The sequence below is a fragment of the Caballeronia glebae genome, assembly GCF_001545035.1.
In the GTDB taxonomy this organism is placed as follows: Bacteria; Pseudomonadota; Gammaproteobacteria; order Burkholderiales; family Burkholderiaceae; genus Caballeronia; species Caballeronia glebae.
This window is the reverse complement of the sequence record NZ_FCOJ02000009.1, coordinates 91641-110556: the sequence shown is the minus strand read 5'-3', so window position 1 is coordinate 110556 and position 18916 is coordinate 91641. Positions and strand designations below refer to the sequence as shown.

Below are 18916 nucleotides of genomic sequence, written 5' to 3'. Positions count from 1 at the left end.
CTCGCGGCAGCCAGCAGTCCGTCTCACTCGAATGCGGTGCCTCACCGGCCGCCTACGGAGCAAGCTGCACCGGCTAATGCTCAGTCGCAGCCGCCGCGTCCGCCGTACTTGCGTCGCGCGGCTGCGTTCGATACCGGCCGTCTGCGTCGCATCTGACGGCGGCTCCTTTTCCTCACTTTCTGACTGGAGCCTTCCATGGCCTATTCCTGCACCGATTTCGTCGACGACGTCCTGAACGACATGGTGATCCGAAGCTGGATCAAGCCCGAGCAGTATGGGCCTGACGACCCGCAAGCCCAATGCGATGCGGTGGTGGCCGCGATCGCCGACGCTGACGTGTCGCTGCGCCTTGCTGCTGACGCGAAGCAGTTCAATGCGGAATTGCTGGATGCCGTCGAAACGCTGACCGGCATCGCCGAACAGTACGGCGCGCTCGCCCTCGCGAATGTCGTCTATCTCCAGGCGGCCATTTTGAAGGGCGGGCTGATCGAGCTTACGCGCGACGAAGCGGAGAACTTCGCTTTCGTCAGAGACCTGCCTTCGGGCGGTCGCTGGTGGCAAAGCGTCAAGCTGATCGAGTAAGTGGCACAACTCGCCGTCTAATTTCTTCTTACAACCCTTGCGGGCAAGCGACCCGCGAGGGTCGCTCCGCGTTCTTTCTGTGGAGTGTTTTCATGTTTGAAGCAGCGAAGCTGGGCGCATCGCCAGAGCAATTCGCCAACCTCGAAGCGGCGATTGGTTACATCGCCGGCACCGCGACGCACGCGGGTGAAGTTCGTCCGTGGGTCCGCAACGTTGATACGAAGGTCTTCCTGATCATCGGTGGCAGAGTGCAACCTCAAAGCGGGGTGCGCCAATGACGCCGCCCTGGCTGGAGCAATACGCCAGCGGCCAGAAGGCTGGCTACGCGCAATCCTTCATGGCGTACGCCGAGTACTACGGAGTCGATGGATCTGCTGACGATGACCCGGAAATTGAGGAGCGGATCGCCATGCATCGGCAGCCGCTCGTCGGTTACGCCAGTCGCACCGGCACCCGCCGCAACCTGGCCGCACTGAAGGGCGCCGACTGGCGCTTGTTGGTCTCGGCCAAGGGCGAGTTGCGTACCGAGGGCTTCGATCGCTATGCGTTGGATAACGGCGCTTGGACCGCCTACCAGCAGGGCCAGCCCTTCGACGAGCACGCGTTTTCTGTTGCTGTCGAACGGCTCGGCGAACGCGCCGATTGGCTTGTCCTTCCGGACATCGTCATGGGCGGGATGGCCTCGCTCGACTACTCGTTGAAGTGGCTGGAACGACTTCGCGGGATGCCGTGCCGGATGCTGATCGCAGTTCAGAACGGTATGCAGGTCGACGACCTCGCTTCGCTTCTGTCGCCCGCTGTCGGCATCTTCATCGGCGGTTCAACGGAGTGGAAAGAGCAGACGGCGCACGTGTGGGGGTCCCTCGCGCGGCGGCGTCACTGCTACTTGCACGTCGGTCGTGTGAACTCGGCGCGGCGCATCCGCATCTGTGCGGCCGCCGGTGCGGACAGCTTCGACGGTACGAGCGTGAGCCGGTACGCAAAGTCGCTTCCTCGGCTGGATCGAGCAACACGGCAAGCGGACATGTTTGCCGCAGCGCACGACGGTCTGGAAGAGGCGCAACGAGCGACGGCCGACCTTTTGATTTGAATCATTAACCCATTCGGGAGCGAATCCCGAATGGGTCGCTCCTATATTATTGGAGAGAGAAAGATGGAACAGGAAATTGTTTCGAAGATGGAAGCTGCGATCGGCGTCATGCAGCGATACATCGAACTTGGGCATAGCCTGAGCTGCGCTTATTCAGGCGGCAAGGACAGCACGTGTACTCTGGTGTTGATGCTTGAGGCGATTCGCCGTGCCGGCGGCACGACGATCACCCACCATGTTCAGTCGGCGGACACGACGATCGAGAATCCGACAATCGCAAACTTCTTGCACTCAGTGTTGGACGAGCTGCAGTTGTTTATCGAAGCGTCGGTGTTGCCCGTACAGGTTCACGTCACGACGCCGTCGTTGGCAAGCCAGTTCGTCGTCTCCACGATCGGACGCGGCACGTTGGTACGCACACCTGAGAATGGCGTGCGTGACGGTAGACGGACCAGGGCGTGCGCGGACGAGTGGAAGGTACGCCCGGGAGGTCGGCTCCGAACACTGCTTGAACGACGAGCGGCGGATGACGGTGCCCGCGAAGTTATAACGGTGCTCGGATTGCGCAAGGACGAAAGTACCTCCCGTGCGGTCGCCATGACCGAGCGACGCGACAGCGCCGAAGTTGCGGTCCGAAGCAGAACCGGGGCGCTGACCCTCAGCCCGCTAAGCGAATGGACGTCCGATGATGTGTGGACGATGCTCGCGCTGCTGGCCGCGGACGAAGGCATGACGTTTCCCTCGCCGTTGGCACCGAGCACTATTCACCGCCTGTCCGAGATCTACCGGGCAGGAAACGGTGGAACGTGCGGTGTCGTGGTGGGCGAATCGGGTGCTCGCGCCGCGTGCGGCTCGCGTTTTGGGTGCTCCTTCTGTTGCGTCGCCGGTGATCGCGACAAGTCGCTGGAGGCCATGATCGAGGATGAGCAATACGGGCATCTTCGACCGCTGAACGACTTCCGCAACTATCTGCTTGCGATCCAGTGGGACATGTCGCGACGCGAGTTGGTGGGCCGGTCGTTGAGTGACGCCGGTTACACGCGCATCCAGGCAGACACATACAGCTACCTGACGCGCGTCGATCTTCTGAAAAAGCTCTGCAGTATTGACGCGGCCGAACGCGACCGCGCCGAAGCGCACTCGGGGGCACTGGTGACTGGTTTAATTCCCGATACGGAAGAAAACCGGGCGTTGTGTGAGCCGCAGTTTGAGTTCGTGACGCCGCAGCAGTTGGTGGCCATCGACTTTTTTCTCTCGATGCATCACTACGCGCCGCATGCGTTTCCGGCGCTGGCGGTCTGGCATGACGTGAACGTGCTTGGGCGTCGGTATCCGGTTCCGAAGCTCGACGGCTTGCCGAAGACCGACATCGTCCTGCACGGCTGGTATCCGGTCGGGCAGTACGACCGGGAAGCACCGTCGGTCGGGTTGCGCTCGTTCGATGCAGAGCAGTGGAATCCGTACCGGCATCCGGGTCGGCCAGGGCGGTATGCGAGGACGACCGGTGGCGAACAGACGGTGTATTTCGAAGAGGCCTCGCAGTTTGAGGTGGACGCGGAAGCCGCCTGCGCCTTCGTGACGTGCACGTATGACACTGCTTTCATGTTGGACACACAGCACCGCGACGCAATCGAATCAGCCCATTTCTGGCTGAACGAAGGCATCGTGAAGTTGCCGACCGGTATGGCGCAGCGGTATCAGGACATGGCCAAGCGCGGGCAGTACTTCGCGCGACTCGCTCAACGTCTGAATCTGACGGCCGCCGAGTTGGACGCGCATCTCGTCTCGAACGCTATCAGCGACGTGGAACATGACAGGCTGTTAGGCCATGACCGCATACAATTGAGTCTCTTTGCTGAGGCGGCCTAGCCGCACGACACCTTCAAAAATCCCGGGCTAAACCCCCGGGATTTTTTTTTCGCAAAGCGAAGGCATCAAGGTCGGGGGCGGGAAGCGTTTCAGTGGGTTGCACGCCGAGCAACTTTAGAGCGTGCATAATCGCGGCCGACTCTCGGGTAAAATTGATCGTGAAGGTTTCGCCTTCCATCGTGACCTGCGCGCCAGAATGAACGCTTAAAGCGTGCAGGGCTATGTTGAGTGCGCGGGCGATTTCTCCATCGCGCGTCTTTTCATCGAAAATCGGATTCATAGCTGCCCCTGGGCTCGGCTCTCGTCGTAAGAAGCAGGCACCGTGCCGGGCGAGAAGGAACGCCTCACGTGCTTCGTCCTCGAACAATCCTTTTCGGGCTTTTCCACGTCGCGTCGGTGCTTGGGTTCGTCGTGCTCCTGTCTAGTATGAGCGTAGCGACGATCCTCCTCGTGGGTATGGTGTGTGCGATCGCCGGGTTTGGCGCGGGTTTTCTCTCGCGCCGGCCGAGAAGCGAAGCGAACAACGGCGACTGGCGGACAATGGCCTATAACCCGAAAGAGCTTAGACGCATCAAATAGCGAATAGGCGAAACGAACGAATTAGCAATGGCATACACGAACTCAGAAATAACGCAGCTCCTTCAAAAGCAAGCCGCACTGAATACCGCGATCGCCGAGGCTCGAGAAAAAGAAACGAGGCTCGCTTTGATCGAGATGGTGCAAAAGATGCGCGAATACGACATTAGTCTGCATGAACTGATGGGTCAAAAGCTGGGCGAACCGGCGGCGGCTCTGCAGAAGTATCGCGATCCAGTGACCGGCGCGACGTGGAGCGGCCGTGGGCGAGAGCCGCAGTGGATCGCGGGGCGCGATCGCGATCGATTCCTGACGAACGGTGGCAACACTGACGGGCCAGTTCAAGTTGCGCTGTTTCAGCAAGCGCGCTGACTGCAGTCGGTCCCCAAGGCTTAATGCTATAGAGCAAGGTGAGTAACGGGCCGAGCCGCGCGCAACGAATTGGTGTCAGCAGCCGGTGCTCCGAGGTACCGAGTCGTTACCACGTTGGAGCTTGGGGCAGGCGTTCATTGAAACAATCTCGTTTCACCTGCGTTGATTGCGGCTTCTGCCAGCCCGTGCATCATCCTTGAGCCGATTATCTCTGGGAGGTCGGGCAATAGCTCCTTTTTGAGGTCAAGTACGCCCTTGGCGGTGTCACGACCAGCGCCTTCCAAAAAGGACTTTTCGAGGTCAAACCACAGCAAGGTGACGTCGGTCCACTCGTCGCTTTCATAGCTTTTGCTCGAGGTAACTGCGATCACTCGTCCAAGACAGAAGAGGGCCAGCGCTATCCACCCGGGTTGTCGCGGGTCGCCTGTCAGCTTGCGATGCGCACGTGTAATTGCAAGAACGATGGGATCGTCAGGATGCGCCGGCCGATTCTTGTTGAATTGAAGCGCGAGATACGGATCGCTCGACCAAAACTTCGTATGGGCAATGCGGATCATCTGATCGATGAAGTCCACGAATTTCTGGTTTCGGAATGCTTGCTGCATGCCCTCTGCCCAAGCTTGCGGCGCCACGGCCCTCAATTGTTTGGCCATTCGTGCGGCGCCGAGCGGGGCCTCTCGTAGGGCTTGGGCGAGCTCATCCTCCCGTATGGCGTCAGCAACCTGACCGAACATCGATAATTCGCCCGCTTTCTTCGACATATCCGAAAACCGGGCGATCGATGTGAACGTAGGCAGCACCTGAGGGTGTCGCACCATCTCTCCGGCCAGCGCAAGGCCTTCGCGCGTGCGATCGTCAAGAGCCGAAGATTTACTGCGGCTAGCTTTTCCCATTGTCGATTCGGAGTTGGCAGTGCACAGACGAACAGCATGCCACATCTGCTTGGCGGCCCGGATGGCCTGTGCATCCCTTTCAAGTCCAGGACTTTTGAGCGGCGATGGAGGAGCGCCGCTTCGCTCGCTAACGCGACGCGAGTGCGCGGAACTGTATAAATTGCTTAAAACCTGTCAATCAGTATAATTTACCTTTGATTCCGATTACTATTTGGGAAACAAGGTGTCTACCGGGGAGGCGGTATGGAAGCGGAACGCGAGGTTCTCTACAAGGGTTTTACGCTTTCGCCAGTCGCCGTCGATGATGGCGATTTTTATACCGCGATGCTGATTGTGCGAGCGCCCGGTGGAGAAAGGCGAGCGAGCGGTATGCTGGGTCAATTTCCCTGCGCTTTATCGGCGACCCAATACGCGCTTGCTTATGGGATGGCGGAGGTTGATCACCGGGAACTGCCGATTTTGGATTGGCCGGTCAGGATCCGCGTACCGCTTGCAGGGCGCCGCTTAAGAGCTTATTGACCGAAACGATGCTGGGCCCGCTTCCCGCCTGCTACCCTCCGTCCGTATCTCGCTAACTTCTGCCGCATCGACCACCCGGTTGCGGCCGCGCCTTCGCCCGGTACAGCGCCGCGTCTGCGAGGTTGAGCAGCGCCGGCGCCGAATCCGGCGAGGTGGGGAGCGAGCACGCAAGACCAATCGATACTGTCACCGGCGCACCGTTTGAGGATGCTGACGGGATGCCAAGTGTTTCGATCGCGGACCTCAGCGACTGCGCGACGCCCAGTCCTGCCGTTGCCTTACAGGCCGGGAGCACCACGACGAACTCTTCGCCGCCGTAGCGCGCCAGGTAGTCGCTTTGCCGCCGCAATGTGGTCGAGAGTGTGCGCGCGACCCGGCGCAAGCAGTCGTCGCCGGCAAGATGCCCGAAGGTATCGTTGTATTGCTTGAAATGATCAACGTCGATGAGTAAGACGCAAAGCGGCTGGTCGCTGTCAGATGCGAACGAAAAATCGCGCGGGAATCGATCGTCGAAGTAGGCGCGGTTGAAGACCCCTGTCAGGCCATCGCGCGCCGACGTCTCCACCAGTCTTTTATGCGTCTCGGACAATCGCCGGTATAGGCCGGTCGTCTCGTAGATCAACATCCCGAGGACTGCACTCGACGAAATCATCGACGCTGCGCGCGCCGCGTACCAGCCCACGCTGTAACGCGCCCCGGCAGACAACGTGAGCGTCACATCGATAAGCGTGCCGAGGAGCGCGACGGCGAGCCACAAGTCCATCAACGAGCGCAGTCGAGTCGTCGATACATGCAATCCGAGCGCTGCGAGGCAAATCGCCTCCACGACGATCCCGGCCGGACTGCTGGACAATTGCGCGTACGAACCGGAGGCTGCGACAAAGGGCGGGAGGTGCGCTTGCCCGGCGGTGGCGAGCGCGCAGAGGCTCAGCGCTAGCGCGACACAGGCTAATGCGACGGCTCTGCCCCGGGCGAGGCGGCTCGCAGTGGAGGGAACGGTTCGCGTAAAAAGGGAAGCGGTTATCAGCGCCGGAAAGCCGCCATGCCAGAACACCCAAATCCACACCGCCGTCTGAGGCCCCGCGCCAAGGAGGCCGGTAGGGGAAAACACGCCCGGAAAGACGAGCAACTGGATGGCGGCGATGGCACTCGTGAACGCATATGCACCGCTTAGTGCAGCGAAAAGCAGCCTGCCCGAGACGGCGAACTGCGTCCACAACAGCAATGCTGTCAGGCCCTCGGTCAGCGTCACCCATGTCGCGAACACAGGCAGGAACGGGGGAATAACCGGCCCAGGATTTTTCGCATATGGCCAGACAAAGACGGCGCCACTCATTGCGAGCAAGGCCACGACCGCCGCCATAACTCGATGCCGGAGGGCGGATGGCAGGTGAATCAGCGTTGTGTGCATTTGGTAAGCGTGCAAATGCGGCCGGTTGCCGCCGTCGCCCTTAACAATTCATCAGAAGTTTCCGCTTTTACGGTCGGAACGCTGGCTTCTTGAGATCGCCGCCAGCACAATGCGCGCCGGGGTTGGCTTAGCCGTTGCTATTGGCTAGATGGCAGGCAATATTAGAAAAGTTCGATGCCATGAAAGTTACGATCGTTTCCTATGGCGCTCCTCCGCCGGGGCATGAGGAGGACATGCGCAGGTTCTGCTTCCAGACGGAAGACGGCCCGAGCCCGCCGAGACGTCACTCAATCTCCCTGCGCACCGCCCGAGTCATTCTGGAAAGCAACCCTCCCGACGACGCGCTTACCAAAATGCTGCGCGCTATCGTGAGCACTGCCAGCGGGGACTACGACGGCCTTATTGGAAAAACCTACACAGACAACGGTGATGCCCCCTATGCGCGAAGACGTAGAAACGATGAAGGTCGAGCACGGTGATTGGACCATCGACTCGCGGCCACAACAAATGGGCCACCATTGGCATTCGTGGTGCGAGATTGAACGACGGCCAACGGACGATGGGGTCGATGGGGAAATTTTCCATTTCTTCGATATCGGCTACTTCGACACGCAGCGGGCGGCTTACGAACGTGCCGTCTCATGGGCGAAGGCGTGGATAGAGGACAACTTCTGATGCAGGCGGGCTGCGGCGGGCAAGGAGTTTGCGGTCCGCACGCCACTTAACCTTCGGGGTGCCGATATGACGGTCAGTGATAAACGGGTGGATGAGGTCGTCGTGCGGCCAGACGAGCACGCGGGGTGGCGTGTTGAGGTCCCGGACAAAGACCGACCGCAAGGCGTCTTTGTGACGATCGTAGCCGACTGTGAGGGCGCACTTAAGATCGCCGCGGATATGTATCCGACAGCGAAGATCCAAGTCGTCGACAGTCCTCCAGAAACATGAAAACGCGCTCGAGGGGCGCCACGGGCCGCGGCCCCGATGAGCCGCTCCCAGAATCGATCTCTCCGCAACTCGCCACGCTCGCTAGCCGACCGCCTGCGAGCGGCGGCTGGCTATGGGAGATAAAGTTCGACGGCTACCGATTGATGTGCCGGATAGAGAGCGGTCGGGCGAAATTGATCACGCGTGGCGGACACGACTGGACTGTGAAGATGCGCACGCTCGCGACTGCCGTCGAGCAAATGCCGGTCGACAATGCGTGGTTGGACGGAGAGGTGGTGGTGCTCACCGAGACCGGCATTCCCGATTTCAACGCGTTGCAGAACGCGTTCGACCGACGCAGCACGGCGCAATTGACCTTCTTCGCGTTCGATATCCCCTTTCTCAACGGACGTGACTTGCGCGAGGCGCCGCTCTCCCAGCGCAGAGAGCTACTCGGCGAGTTGATCGCCACGACGTCGAGCGAGCGCGTGCGCTTCAGTGAGTCATTCACAGAAGATCCGGAATCGCTGCTCGCTTCGGCGTGCCGAATGCGCCTGGAAGGGATCATCGGCAAGCGTGCGGATGCGCCGTACCGCTCCGGCCGCTCAACCGACTGGATCAAACTCAAATGTCTGCAGCGCCAGGAGTTTGTCGTCGGCGGATACACAGTACTCACGGGCGCAAAGAGCGGGATGAGATCGCTAATGCTCGGCGTGCACGAGCGAGACGGCAGCCTACGGTTCGCCGGCACCGTGAAGGCGGAATTGAAGCCGCGCCCGCTTGCTGAACTCGAGAAGAAGGCGGCGAAGCTACTTCGCGACGATCCGCCTTTCTATAACCCGCCACCGCGCGAGAAGGACCGCGACTTCCACTGGCTTGAGCCCGAACTCGTCGTTGAAGCGTCGTTCCTCGAATGGACGCCGGCGGGTGAGGTTCGTCATCCCGTTTTTCAAGGTATGCGCGAGGACAAGCCCGCCACCGCTGTGACGGAAGAGGCAGTCGTGGATGTCGATGAACCGCAGAGCCCTCCGCAAGCGAAGGGAACCACGCGGGTGTCGCCCGGCCGAGCCGATAGGATCATCTCAGGCGTGAAGGTGTCCAACGCCGAGCGAATCATCGACGACGTGACGCGCATGAAGAAGATCGACCTCGTTCGCTACTACGACGAGATCGCGGAGTTTGCGTTGCCGTATCTGAAGGATCGCCCTGTGTCGCTGGTGCGCGCGCCTGAAGGCATCCACGGCGAGCTATTTTTTCAAAAGCACGAGGAGCGCTCCAAGATACCCGGCATCACGCGGCTGCCGGTCGAGATGCACCCGGGCCACCCGCCGCTGCTGGTCGTAGACCATCACGCAGCGCTCATCGGCCTCGCCCAGATGAACGTGGTCGAATTGCATAGTTGGAACGCCGTGCAGCCCGACCTTGACCATCCCGATCGCTTCATCCTCGACCTGGACCCAGACCCAGAGCTTTCATGGCAGATGATGGTCGACGCGGCGACGCTATCAAAGGTGTTGCTTGACGAGATCGGACTCAAGAGCTTCATCAAGACGAGCGGCGGCAAGGGCTTTCATATCGTCGTGCCGCTCACGCGCCGGCAGCAGTGGGAAGAAGTGAAAGACTTCTCGCACGCGGTCGCGCGCTACATGGCGCGGCTCATGCCGGAGCGGTTCTCTGCGGTCCTCGGACCCAAGAACCGGGTGAAGAAGATCTTCATCGACTACCTGCGCAACAGCAAGGGAGCGAGCACGGTTGCGGTTTTTTCCGCGCGCGCCCGATCCGGCATGGGTGTATCGATGCCCATCGCATGGGATGAGTTGAAAGAAATCGGCCGCGCCGATCAGTGGACGATAAAGACGGCTGCCGCGCGCATGCACTCGCTTAAGGCCGATCCATGGAACGGCTTTCACCGCACGCGACAGGGCATTACCATGGCGATGCGAAGGGCGGTCGGCCTGCGCTGACCGCGCGAGCCTACTGTCAGCTATGGTTCTTTGGTTTGTGGTGCCGTTTGAGATGCAGCGTAGAGTGCTTGCCCGTCGGCCCTCCGGTCGCGCCTGTTTCGCCGTTGGCGTCGGGCGTCGGGCGTCGTTGCCGTGCCGACGCCACCACGGCCCGCGCCGTTTCCGCGTTGCCCTGCGCGAAGGCGCCCGTAGACAGGCCCGACGCAAGCGCCGTTGTCACTACGCATTTCGTTGCAACATTCAGCGTGTCTCTTTATTTTCTTGATGGCCCTCCAACGATCGAAAGCGTTGCTTGCCGTCGACTTGCGCGCGTCAGGTCTCAAAAGCTTCGCGAAGCTCCGCACGGTGTCGAGAGCCGACAAATAGCGTAGCGGTGCATGGTATCTCGCGCTGGCGCGGTTGCCGTCTAATCGGCAAGCAACCTGTTTTCTATCGCCCGGGAAGACCGCGTTTCCTGCTCTTTTTCGGCGCTTTGTACGCCTCGCTGGATACGTACACTGCTTTCCGTGGCGATGAAACGCAAAAAGCAAGTCGCACAACGGCAGTCACCGAGCATCCGGCCCAACCTCACGCCTATCCGGACAAGCGGTTGCCACGCGTGCGTCTCAGGTTTCATCACTCCGCTTCAAGAGATTAGTCGTTACGGGGAAGTCGTTGCTGTCCAGCGGTAGAGAGACGTTGTAGGAAGTTGGCGCAGTCGTAGTAAGCGAAGCCCCGGCCCGGATCATCGGTCGGGGCTTCGTCTTTTTGCGGCTATCGCGCGTCCTTCAGCTCGTGCGGGTTGAGCGGCGGGCTTGACCTCGTTGTGCTGGAACTCCGGCGTGTTCTTCTTCCTTGGTGGCGCCCGCCCACGGCGCGTGATTTGCTCTTGGTCTTGGCCAGTTCAATGCAACCGAGGCCGACAACGGACCAATGAATTAGCTCCCGCCAGTGCGCAGAGACGACGCTGCCGATGATGACCATCAGGCCCAGTTCGACAAAGCGTTCAATCTCGACCGAGAAGCCCATCATGTTTTCGGCGATATACGCATGAGCCAATTCTGGATCTTTGGCGGCTTCCTCCCGCTCGCCCCGCTCGACTGATTCCAACACCTCGCTTGGCGGTTTGTCACCCGTGGCCTTCATTTCCTGCCGCCGCAGCGCGACGCCGGCGGCGAAGACTGCGATGAAAGCGTAGCCGTCGACGATCAGGGTCGCACCGTAGGCTAAGGCAACAAGCCCAAGTGCAAGAAAGCCTTCGAGACCCAGCGCATGGTCGTACTTCGTGCGCAGTTTCGTCACCAGCACGACCACACCGGTGCCCAACGCCCAGCCGAAAAAGAGTGCGCTGGCCAGTCCCCACGCGATCGCAAGGGCGAACGTCCACGGATTCCCGCTGCCCAGACTGCTGACTCCGCAGAGTGCGAGAGCAATGTAGACCATCGGAGAGGCCGCACCGTCGTTGAGTCCGCCCTCCGACGACAGGGCGAAGCGTAGCGGTTCATCGTCGCCCGCCTCCTCGACGCGCAACTCGTTCGCCAATACGGGATCGGTCGGCGCGAGCGCAGACGCCAGCAGCAACGCCGGGCCTGCGGTGAGCCCGAGACCCCAGCGCACGGCGGCGAACATGACCGCGATCGTAATAAGCATGGCGGGACCGGCGAGGCGTAACGTCAGTCGCCAAAGCGGCCGGGAAAGCTCGACGCGCAGATACATCCCGATGGCGAATAGAGACACCACAAGTCCGGCTTCCGTAAGCATACGAAGCAGGCGCACGTCGCGCTCGATGTCGATCGTCAACAGACCGGCGCCCGCCGGACCGAGGAGGAAGCCGACGACGAGATACACCATTGCGCCGGTCATCGGCAGCCGCTCAACCAGTTTGCGGCCCAGCGCCATCAGCACCATCAATGCCCCGACGATCAAGAACCACACGGCTTCGATCGTCATCAGCGTCTCCTGTTAGAGCTTCTGAAGTCTGCGGAATTGGTTGAAGTGGCGAATGGCTAGAGTCGCTTCGCCCAGTTCTTCGTGGATACGCGCGGCGTTGAAATGGGCATCAGCGAATTCCGGGTCCTGTTCAATGCAACGCTCATAGAACTGCAGTGCCTCGCGGAAGCGGCCCGAATCTTCAAGCGCCACCCCAATGTTGAAAAGAAGCACCGGGTCGTCCGCCCGGTATCGCAGCGCGTCTTGGTACACCGATATCGCCTCGTCGAACCGCTCGCTGTCCATCAGGATGCCGCCGAGGTTCAGCGATGCGTCGGTATAGTCGGGCGCGCGTTCTAGCGCTTTCCGATAGGCCGCTTCTGCGGCGTCGAGGTCATCGTCCTCCAGGGCCCGCGCCTGCCGGAACAGGTCAACGGCTTCTTCGCGTGCCCGCTGCTCGCGCGGCGCTTGCAGGGAGGAGACGTTTCCGGTTGCGTGTCCCGGCTCGAAATCCAGAAGCAGTTGGCCGGTCTCCGCATCCCACTGGCGGCTTGCCTCGTCCCGCACGGCGACGCGATCGCCGACAGCAGCAATGCGCACGCCAGTGAGCGATCCTTCACGCCCCCAGCTCTTCTGGAGGTGATCGAGTGCGCGGACGATTTTCATTGGGGAGACACCCGCCACGCGGAGCGCATGCGCGGTCCTGAGCATGACGATGTCCTGGAAGGTGAAGCGCCGCTCGCCTTTTTCGCCGCTTAGCGGTAATACAAAACCCGCCGCGATCAACCGTTCAACGACGCTGCGCGACACACCGAGCATGCGTTGCACATCGCGGAGGCTGTACCCGTCGTCTTGCATATCACCGTTTCGTGCCAGTCTTGCGCGCGGGTGCCGGTTGGTCCTCCGTGGCCGCACGCCGCACGGCACGGCGCTTCGGAGCCGGCGCGGCTTCGACCGCTTCTTCGACCGCGGCCGCCGTGCGCGTTGTCTTGCGTGCCGCCCGCGGTGCGGCTGGCTGTTCGGCAGACGGCTTCTTCTTCAAGCTCGCCCGCAGTGCCTCCACGAGGTCGATGACTTGCGCGCCGGGGTGTTCGACGGCGGGCGCGGCGGTGATCTTGTTGCCCGCGATCTTCTTGTCGATCTCAGCGAGGATGCGTTCCTTCTCCTCGTCCTTGTACGCGGCGGCGTCGTAGCTCTCGACGCGATATTGCTCGATCAGTTGTTCGGCGAGCTGCAATTCCGTGGGCTGGATCTCGGTTTCTTCAATGCCGATATCGGCCTGCGAACGTACCTCGTCGGCGTAGAGCAGCGTCTGGAGAATCAGGCCGTCGTTGCCGGCGCGTACCTGCACCATGTGCTGCTTGCCTTTCCACGTCCAACGGGCGACGGCGCACGTGCCGCTGTCCCTCATCGCTTCCTGCAGCAGCCGGTACGGTTTGCCGCCGCGCTTGTCCGGGGCGAGGTAGTAGGGCTTGTCGAGGTAGATCGGGTCGATCGCCTCGGTCGGCACAAACGAGACAATGTCGATCGTGTGGCTCGCGCTCGCTTCCAGCGCCTCCAGTTCCGATTTCTCGAAGATCACGTACTTCTCTTTCTCGAACTCGTAGCCCTTGACCATGTCGGCGCGTTCGACGACTTTTCCGTCGTGGGGGCAGACATACTGCTGCTTGAGCCGGGTGCCGCACTCTTTGTGCATCAGGTTGAAGCCAACGCCAGACTTGCTCTCGGTGGCCGTGTAGACCTTCACCGGCACGGAGACGAGACCGAAACTCAGCGTCATTGAAGCGATCGAGCGGGCAGCCATAGGAAACCTCTCGCGTAGGTTATCTGGCCGGCCACAGTCGATGCCGCTCTTGGCGGCGCATCCCAGTCACGCGGCAAGGCCAACGGGCGTTTTGCGCAAAACGGGTGCCACGCCTTTATGCCAGGTTGTGACAACGGGGAAGGCGGGCGCCGATCCGCCTCCGTGTATATTTTCGACAACGGAGGGCGAAAAAGTGTGCACGAGCTACGAGTCTAATCCGAAAGACGCGTTTGACGTCTTCAGTCTGTTTCCGGTGCCGAACTTCGACTACAAGCCGGAAATCTACAAGGACTATGCTGCGCCGATCTTTCGCCGGATCGACGGTGAGTATTTGACTGACGCCGCGACGTTCGGCATCGTCCCGCGCAAATTCATCCCGCAGGGGGTGAAAGCGTTCGACACGATGAACGCGCGGTCGGAGTCGGTCGGGCAGAAGACGAGCTTTCGCACGGCGTGGAACAAGCTGCAACTCGCCCTGATCCCCTGCCGCCGGTTCTACGAGCCAGACTACGAGACGGGCAAGGCAGTGCGCTGGCGCATCGGCATGGCCGATGGCGCTCCGCTCGCGATCGCTGGGTTGTGGCGGGAATGGAAAGATCCTGCCGAGGGCTCAACGAGCCTGTCGATGACCATGTTGACGGTCAACGCCGAAGATCACCCGTTGATGAAGCGTTTCCACAGGCCCGGATCGGAGAAAAGATCGGTGGTCATCATCCCGCAGACCGGATACGAGGACTGGTTGTCTTGCAAAAGCACGGACGAAGCGCGGTCCTTCCTGCAGCTTTATCCGGCCGACGCGATGCACGCGGAGCCCTTTCCTCTGCCGCCCCGAACGGCAAAGCCGAAGGCAACGCCTAACGTTGACTTGGCGCAAGCATCTCTTCTTGCGGACGACGGCGGCTGATCGAGGGCAGCGATACCGGTCTGGACAACAGGAGAAAGGCGATGCCTACTTATCGCGGCATATGTTCGGCCGGAAGCCGGTTCTAACGGCGTCGGCATGCTGCTGACGACGCAAGAGCATTCCACTTTGACCGACGACGAACTGATGGTGGTCGCCCGTCAGGTGGCGGCCGCCAACGACGTGGAAGGGGGAAATTGTCATCGGCGGCTGGAGGGAGTAATGCAACAGAGGCGTCGCATCGTCGATTGCACGTGAAGCAGTTAGGCGGGCGTGCGTTTGACGGTGATGCGGTACTCTGCGCCGCGGCGGTCGGTCGCAATGGCGGTCGCAGCGTTGAGCGGGACCGTTGTGTCAACGTGCTGCTGCGAGCCCGAATCATCTAAATCAATGACGACATGCGCCGTATTGTCGGAATTGAGCGCAACGACATTAGCCACTAGCGTGAATTGGCGGTGTCCGTCGCTGCTCTGCTGGATTCTCCAACGGCCGATCAAATCCTTAGTGGCATATGACGCCTCGAGAGCTTTGGCCTCGTTGTATTTTTCGACATTGACAGTGGCCAGAGGCGCGATCGCATCCTGCCACTTGGCGTTGGCGCAAATGACTGATCGATGCGATGCGGCATCGCCGAGCGCGCCATTGTTCTCGTCGGGGCATTTTGCGCCCATGACCTGCTGAGCATGCGCGGTTCCGAGCGTCGCAAGAATCGCCCATACTGATGCAAGTAGTTTTGCTTTGTTCATTTCGATTTATTTCCCGTAAATGAGATCCCCGGCTCTGTGGCCGCGACCAACGCACTCGCGGATGTCGATGTCGAGGCCACACCAACCGACGCGGGCCGCTCGCAGCATCGTTTGCTAGTCGAATTCCGGGTCAACGATGTAGCCGCCACCGCGGCCAGCAACTGCGGTCGGGCGCGCGCGAAGCGAATACTTGAATGTCTGCCACGTAATCCTTCGACGTAGCAGAAGTCGCCCGACGTTGAATGCGTAACGGACGATCACGCTCATCCCAGAATGGCGACCGACGTGAAGCTCCTGCCCCGGCGACGGCCCCATGTCGTTTCTCAGGCCCGGCTGCCGAGCGCGCGCTCGATCTTACGATCGGTCTTGTACTGGCCGAGTGCGAAAACGGACCAGATAGCGGCGGGGATCCAGCCGATCAGCGTGATCTGCAGAAGCAGGCAGATGATTCCGTCGATCGGACGGCCGATCGTGAAAAACTGGAGCCACGGGATGATGATGGCGAGAAAGAGGCGCATGTTGAATTCCTTGATGGTTCGATGAGACCGCCGGTATAACGGCTCAACTAAGCAAATCCTTAACGGGGCGGGAGTGCGTCTTGCCTTCCGCCCCAACTTGATCAGTTGACGACAAGAGCGCCGCCGTTCCCCAGGCCGCCCTTGACGTTCTGCGCGCGGTACTGTCGAACTGCGCCAACGAGGTTGTTGAGCGAGTCGGTGAATGCGGCTACGACGACCTTGCCCTGCGCGGTCCGTGCGTAGGCACCGCCGCCCGCAGCGCCTGCGCCGCCCAAGCCGCCGGCGAACACGCCGGAGAGCATGCCGAAGTCGACGTTACGCGCCGAACCTTCGGCGGCCGCCAGTTGCACGCTGGAGCGGTTGTCGACGAGCGTCAGCATGGTCGACGCTTCCTGCGCCTTCATCGTGCCAGCGGCACCGGCGAGCACACCGCCTACCACGGGCACGAATGCGAGGAGCCCCGCTGCGCCGCCGCCCGCGTCGCGGTTGCTGAACGTCACGCTCGGGCTGATCGTGTAGTCGGCCGCGACCATCTGGCCTTTGTGCATTTTGGAGGTCTTGCGCAGTTCGCCCGATGCGTTCAGGGCGCGCTCGCCCATAGCCGTGCCGAGCGCGCGGCCGCGATCGACGATCACGAAGCAGTTGCTTTGCTGGACGAGCAGTTTCAGGACAGGCACCGTCGATCCGAGCTGGTATTGACCAGTGAGAAGGCCGTACCACGGGGCTTCCGTATCCTCGACGATGGCCACGGTGCCGAGCGGCGCCGGGCAGTGCTGCAGGCCTGCATTGGCGTTCTGCGACGCTTCGCCGGCAGCGGAACCGGTCGCCGCCGTCTTGGCGGATTGCGCGCCCGGCTGCATCTGTGAGCAAGCGGACAGCGCGAAAACGGACAGGGCGACGATGCCGATCATTTTGAGCTTCATGGTTCCTCGTTGTAGTCGTGAATTCTTGATTTATGGCGCAACGGCCGATTGAGCCAGCAGCGGTTGCGCGGCCACCGCGCAGACGCTTTCATGAGCGAAAACAAGGCTACCGGCCGTGGGCGCGTCTTGGATTCGGAAAGACGCATGTTTTTGCGCGTCTTTCCGTTTCTGCGGTGTCTAACGCCAGCGGCGCTCGAGCGGGGTCACTCGCCACCACACGCCGTCAAGGCTCGACGCTTGAGCACGAACGCGACGCATCGCCCCGCGCTTCACCATCATCCCGCCGTCCTTGACGAACCCCATGCCTTTCAATGCCTCAGTGGTGTATCGCTTTCTCAGCGTCGCGTAGATGCGAGTCATGACGACTTGCCGTCCGGAGAAGCCGCCACCTTCGGCGGGCAGTCGAAGCTGGTTCGGTCCCCTCGGATCACTTCGACATCTGCGCGGTTCGCCCGCACGAGAACGTCGCGCGACCCGTTTGTTTCGTCGAAGAGCCGTATGTACGAGCTTCCGCCGACCCCATGCCACACGGCGCGGGCGTCGCGCGTACCCCACTTATCGGTGGTCGGAAGCTTGCAGAACTGCACCTTCACACCGCTCGCCGTTGCGATCGCAGCCAACTGCGTATGCTCAGCATCGGAAAAGATCACAACTTGGCCGGGCGCTGAGCGCACGCCGAGGTTCACCATCGACAAATTCAGGAGAGCGGGGCGGGTGGCGACGAGCGCGCCAAAAATGGCCACCGCCAAGAAGACCACCGTGAGACGAATATCGCGCTGCTGCACTTTGGACGGAACGATCAGCACGATGATCGCGGTGATTGCGCCTACAGCAGCAAAGAACATAAGGGTCGCGTGCATGCGGGCGTCGGGGGACTGGTCTCTGACAAAAACGAGCAGATAGGCAAGGGGGAGTGCCACGAGAAACGACATAAAAACCATCGATCCGCTATCGACTGCGCGATGCAGCGAAGCCGCCGGCGGCTCCCCGCGCCGCTTGAGGCGGAAGTTGTTGGCGACAACGAGAAGCTTGAGCGCCCACAACGTCGAGAAGGCCCCGAAGCCGACGCCGATCAATGCTATGCAGGTGAATGAGAACGCGGCGGACGCCAAGAAGAACGCATCGCCCAGCGACAAACCCTCGGGCACGATGCTTTCGAAGTAGCAGTAGACGACCAGTATCAGACCGCCGAGGAGGAGGACCGCTTTCCATGCGGCCGCAAATGCAGCTTGAATGACGTCGATGAGCGACTTGATCAGTTTCATCGCGTCGACGGGCTCTTTCTTGTTGGGTTCCATGGGACCTCGCTTAGATGACGATAGCGACGCGAGTTCGTTCGCGTCACAAACCAGCCTATCGACACCACCGCGAAGTCAAGGAACCAACGCCGGCCTCAGACGCCCGCGAAAAGAGATGAGCCTGTCGTGGAACTGCTGACGGTTTCGGACGGGTAAAGCGTTGCACGGATACGCTGCTCGTCGGGCTTTGCTTTAGACTCAAAGCGGATCGTCCGGATGCCAGCGCTCGTCAGATATGCGTCCCGGACAGCGTCCCGAGCAGCATCATGGGTCCGATCATCGAGCTCAATGACGGCAAGCAGAGTCAGGCTCTTGTCGTACACCGCGAAGTCCACGCGTTTCTGCGAGATGCGGCGCAAGTCAACCATCCTTTGCTTGCCGGTAGCGCAGGGTTGGATAATCGCGGACATCGCGACCTGCGGGAAGATGCACGCCTCAGGCAGCGCGCGACGAAGTCGCCCGAAGAACTCCTTCTCGTTGGGTGTGAGAAGTGGCACTGCTTTGTACTTCGGTTTCGAGGCGACTGCTTTGCTCACGATAGCGAGAAGAAGCGCGACTAGAACGGCGATCAACGCCACCGGTGCGATATGGTTTGGCATGGGCAAACAGTGTCATTTG

22 protein-coding genes are annotated in these 18916 nt (G+C 61.0%); 10 read left to right on the top strand and 12 right to left on the bottom strand.

Annotated features, from left to right (window positions below; genetic code table 11):
- The first annotated feature begins 195 nt into the window (after window positions 1-195).
- The 4 genes from AWB82_RS08670 (at window position 196) to AWB82_RS08655 (ending at window position 3541) form a co-directional block, all read left to right on the top strand.
- Window positions 196-582 carry a hypothetical protein gene (locus AWB82_RS08670; protein ID WP_086966728.1) on the top strand — a complete coding sequence of 129 codons (387 nt, stop codon included), beginning with the start codon at window positions 196-198 and terminating at the stop codon, window positions 580-582.
- A 92-nt stretch (window positions 583-674) separates the two neighbouring features.
- The gene (locus AWB82_RS08665) at window positions 675-860 is read left to right on the top strand and encodes a hypothetical protein (protein WP_086966727.1); all 186 of its coding nucleotides are present in this window, start codon (window positions 675-677) and stop codon (window positions 858-860) included.
- Entirely contained in the window at window positions 857-1672 is an 816-nt protein-coding gene (locus tag AWB82_RS08660) for a hypothetical protein (protein WP_086966726.1), read from the top strand. Before AWB82_RS08665 ends, AWB82_RS08660 begins: the two co-directional genes overlap by 4 nt.
- A 63-nt stretch (window positions 1673-1735) precedes the next feature.
- Complete coding sequence (locus tag AWB82_RS08655; RefSeq protein WP_086966725.1) at window positions 1736-3541, top strand: phosphoadenosine phosphosulfate reductase domain-containing protein; 1806 nt, start codon at window positions 1736-1738, stop codon at window positions 3539-3541.
- 13 nt (window positions 3542-3554) lie between these two features.
- On the opposite strand, the gene AWB82_RS08650 is transcribed toward AWB82_RS08655, so the two are convergent.
- Entirely contained in the window at window positions 3555-3821 is a 267-nt protein-coding gene (locus AWB82_RS08650; protein ID WP_086966724.1) for a hypothetical protein, read from the bottom strand.
- A 326-nt stretch (window positions 3822-4147) separates the two neighbouring features.
- On the opposite strand from AWB82_RS08650, the gene AWB82_RS08640 reads away from it, so the two are divergent.
- Window positions 4148-4489 (top strand): H-NS histone family protein, encoded by a 342-nt coding sequence (locus AWB82_RS08640; RefSeq protein ID WP_086966722.1) that lies wholly within the window; start codon window positions 4148-4150, stop codon window positions 4487-4489.
- 134 nt (window positions 4490-4623) lie between these two features.
- Here the strand turns inward: AWB82_RS08640 and AWB82_RS08635 are convergent, their stop codons facing one another.
- Window positions 4624-5382, bottom strand: a complete 759-nt coding sequence (locus tag AWB82_RS08635; RefSeq protein WP_143756693.1) for a hypothetical protein — start codon at window positions 5380-5382, stop codon at window positions 4624-4626.
- Window positions 5383-5625: 243 nt separating this feature from the next.
- Here AWB82_RS08635 and AWB82_RS37005 point away from each other — a divergent pair, with 243 nt between their 5' ends.
- The gene (locus tag AWB82_RS37005; RefSeq protein WP_143756692.1) at window positions 5626-5901 is read left to right on the top strand and encodes a hypothetical protein; all 276 of its coding nucleotides are present in this window, start codon (window positions 5626-5628) and stop codon (window positions 5899-5901) included.
- Between the two features lie 52 nt (window positions 5902-5953).
- Here AWB82_RS37005 and AWB82_RS08630 read toward each other — a convergent pair whose 3' ends face one another.
- On the bottom strand, window positions 5954-7252 hold the full coding sequence (locus tag AWB82_RS08630) for a sensor domain-containing diguanylate cyclase (protein WP_235023227.1): 1299 nt from the start codon (window positions 7250-7252) through the stop codon (window positions 5954-5956).
- A 498-nt stretch (window positions 7253-7750) separates the two neighbouring features.
- On the opposite strand from AWB82_RS08630, the gene AWB82_RS08625 reads away from it, so the two are divergent.
- Together AWB82_RS08625 and ligD are read left to right on the top strand one after the other, a co-directional pair.
- Window positions 7751-7987, top strand: coding sequence for a hypothetical protein (locus AWB82_RS08625; RefSeq protein ID WP_235023226.1), 237 nt, complete (start codon window positions 7751-7753; stop codon window positions 7985-7987).
- A gap of 266 nt (window positions 7988-8253) precedes the next feature.
- Complete coding sequence (gene ligD / locus AWB82_RS08615; RefSeq protein ID WP_086966719.1) at window positions 8254-10200, top strand: DNA ligase D; 1947 nt, start codon at window positions 8254-8256, stop codon at window positions 10198-10200.
- A 753-nt stretch (window positions 10201-10953) separates the two neighbouring features.
- Here the strand turns inward: ligD and AWB82_RS08610 are convergent.
- The 3 genes from AWB82_RS08610 to ku are packed head-to-tail and all read right to left on the bottom strand — an operon-like array spanning window position 10954 to window position 13912.
- A complete protein-coding gene (locus AWB82_RS08610; RefSeq protein ID WP_235023225.1) occupies window positions 10954-12129 on the bottom strand; it encodes a cation:proton antiporter domain-containing protein in 1176 nt (391 codons plus the stop codon).
- A 12-nt stretch (window positions 12130-12141) separates the two neighbouring features.
- A complete protein-coding gene (locus AWB82_RS08605) occupies window positions 12142-12966 on the bottom strand; it encodes a tetratricopeptide repeat protein (protein WP_086966718.1) in 825 nt (274 codons plus the stop codon).
- A gap of 1 nt (window position 12967) precedes the next feature.
- Window positions 12968-13912, bottom strand: a complete 945-nt coding sequence (gene ku / locus AWB82_RS08600) for a non-homologous end joining protein Ku (RefSeq protein ID WP_086966717.1) — start codon at window positions 13910-13912, stop codon at window positions 12968-12970.
- 193 nt (window positions 13913-14105) lie between these two features.
- Here ku and AWB82_RS08595 point away from each other — a divergent pair, with 193 nt between their 5' ends.
- Both AWB82_RS08595 and AWB82_RS37595 read left to right on the top strand, forming a co-directional pair.
- Window positions 14106-14816: an SOS response-associated peptidase gene (locus AWB82_RS08595; RefSeq protein ID WP_086966716.1), complete on the top strand. Its 711-nt coding sequence runs from the start codon at window positions 14106-14108 to the stop codon at window positions 14814-14816.
- A 96-nt stretch (window positions 14817-14912) separates the two neighbouring features.
- Complete coding sequence (locus tag AWB82_RS37595) at window positions 14913-15071, top strand: hypothetical protein (RefSeq protein WP_159462575.1); 159 nt, start codon at window positions 14913-14915, stop codon at window positions 15069-15071.
- A 5-nt stretch (window positions 15072-15076) separates the two neighbouring features.
- On the opposite strand, the gene AWB82_RS08590 is transcribed toward AWB82_RS37595, so the two are convergent.
- From AWB82_RS08590 to AWB82_RS08565, 6 genes are all read right to left on the bottom strand, one after another.
- Window positions 15077-15559, bottom strand: coding sequence for a hypothetical protein (locus tag AWB82_RS08590; protein WP_086966715.1), 483 nt, complete (start codon window positions 15557-15559; stop codon window positions 15077-15079).
- Between the two features lie 323 nt (window positions 15560-15882).
- A complete protein-coding gene (locus AWB82_RS08585; RefSeq protein WP_086966714.1) occupies window positions 15883-16077 on the bottom strand; it encodes a YqaE/Pmp3 family membrane protein in 195 nt (64 codons plus the stop codon).
- Between the two features lie 101 nt (window positions 16078-16178).
- Window positions 16179-16988 carry a CsgG/HfaB family protein gene (locus tag AWB82_RS08580; protein ID WP_235023224.1) on the bottom strand — a complete coding sequence of 270 codons (810 nt, stop codon included), beginning with the start codon at window positions 16986-16988 and terminating at the stop codon, window positions 16179-16181.
- Window positions 16989-17177: 189 nt separating this feature from the next.
- The gene (locus AWB82_RS08575) at window positions 17178-17360 is read right to left on the bottom strand and encodes a hypothetical protein (protein WP_053572589.1); all 183 of its coding nucleotides are present in this window, start codon (window positions 17358-17360) and stop codon (window positions 17178-17180) included.
- The gene (locus AWB82_RS08570) at window positions 17357-18298 is read right to left on the bottom strand and encodes a hypothetical protein (protein WP_086966713.1); all 942 of its coding nucleotides are present in this window, start codon (window positions 18296-18298) and stop codon (window positions 17357-17359) included. The genes AWB82_RS08575 and AWB82_RS08570 overlap by 4 nt, the downstream gene beginning before the upstream one ends.
- A gap of 95 nt (window positions 18299-18393) precedes the next feature.
- The gene (locus AWB82_RS08565) at window positions 18394-18897 is read right to left on the bottom strand and encodes a DUF2726 domain-containing protein (RefSeq protein WP_086966712.1); all 504 of its coding nucleotides are present in this window, start codon (window positions 18895-18897) and stop codon (window positions 18394-18396) included.
- Window positions 18898-18916 lie beyond the last annotated feature (19 nt).

Excerpts from the sequence above, each read along its gene's own strand:
- AWB82_RS08670 (WP_086966728.1), top strand. The coding sequence starts at position 196 with ATGGCCTATTCCTGCACCGATTTCGTCGACGACGTCCTGAACGACATG.
- AWB82_RS08665 (WP_086966727.1), top strand. The coding sequence starts at position 675 with ATGTTTGAAGCAGCGAAGCTGGGCGCATCGCCAGAGCAATTCGCCAAC.
- AWB82_RS08660 (WP_086966726.1), top strand. The coding sequence starts at position 857 with ATGACGCCGCCCTGGCTGGAGCAATACGCCAGCGGCCAGAAGGCTGGC.
- AWB82_RS08655 (WP_086966725.1), top strand. The coding sequence starts at position 1,736 with ATGGAACAGGAAATTGTTTCGAAGATGGAAGCTGCGATCGGCGTCATG.
- AWB82_RS08650 (WP_086966724.1), bottom strand. The coding sequence starts at position 3,821 with ATGAATCCGATTTTCGATGAAAAGACGCGCGATGGAGAAATCGCCCGC.
- AWB82_RS08640 (WP_086966722.1), top strand. The coding sequence starts at position 4,148 with ATGGCATACACGAACTCAGAAATAACGCAGCTCCTTCAAAAGCAAGCC.
- AWB82_RS08635 (WP_143756693.1), bottom strand. The coding sequence starts at position 5,382 with ATGGGAAAAGCTAGCCGCAGTAAATCTTCGGCTCTTGACGATCGCACG.
- AWB82_RS37005 (WP_143756692.1), top strand. The coding sequence starts at position 5,626 with ATGGAAGCGGAACGCGAGGTTCTCTACAAGGGTTTTACGCTTTCGCCA.
- AWB82_RS08625 (WP_235023226.1), top strand. The coding sequence starts at position 7,751 with ATGCGCGAAGACGTAGAAACGATGAAGGTCGAGCACGGTGATTGGACC.
- ligD (WP_086966719.1), top strand. The coding sequence starts at position 8,254 with ATGAAAACGCGCTCGAGGGGCGCCACGGGCCGCGGCCCCGATGAGCCG.
- AWB82_RS08610 (WP_235023225.1), bottom strand. The coding sequence starts at position 12,129 with ATGACGATCGAAGCCGTGTGGTTCTTGATCGTCGGGGCATTGATGGTG.
- AWB82_RS08605 (WP_086966718.1), bottom strand. The coding sequence starts at position 12,966 with ATGCAAGACGACGGGTACAGCCTCCGCGATGTGCAACGCATGCTCGGT.
- ku (WP_086966717.1), bottom strand. The coding sequence starts at position 13,912 with ATGGCTGCCCGCTCGATCGCTTCAATGACGCTGAGTTTCGGTCTCGTC.
- AWB82_RS37595 (WP_159462575.1), top strand. The coding sequence starts at position 14,913 with ATGCTGCTGACGACGCAAGAGCATTCCACTTTGACCGACGACGAACTG.
- AWB82_RS08590 (WP_086966715.1), bottom strand. The coding sequence starts at position 15,559 with ATGAACAAAGCAAAACTACTTGCATCAGTATGGGCGATTCTTGCGACG.
- AWB82_RS08585 (WP_086966714.1), bottom strand. The coding sequence starts at position 16,077 with ATGCGCCTCTTTCTCGCCATCATCATCCCGTGGCTCCAGTTTTTCACG.
- AWB82_RS08580 (WP_235023224.1), bottom strand. The coding sequence starts at position 16,988 with ATGATCGGCATCGTCGCCCTGTCCGTTTTCGCGCTGTCCGCTTGCTCA.
- AWB82_RS08575 (WP_053572589.1), bottom strand. The coding sequence starts at position 17,360 with ATGACTCGCATCTACGCGACGCTGAGAAAGCGATACACCACTGAGGCA.
- AWB82_RS08570 (WP_086966713.1), bottom strand. The coding sequence starts at position 18,298 with ATGGAACCCAACAAGAAAGAGCCCGTCGACGCGATGAAACTGATCAAG.
- AWB82_RS08565 (WP_086966712.1), bottom strand. The coding sequence starts at position 18,897 with ATGCCAAACCATATCGCACCGGTGGCGTTGATCGCCGTTCTAGTCGCG.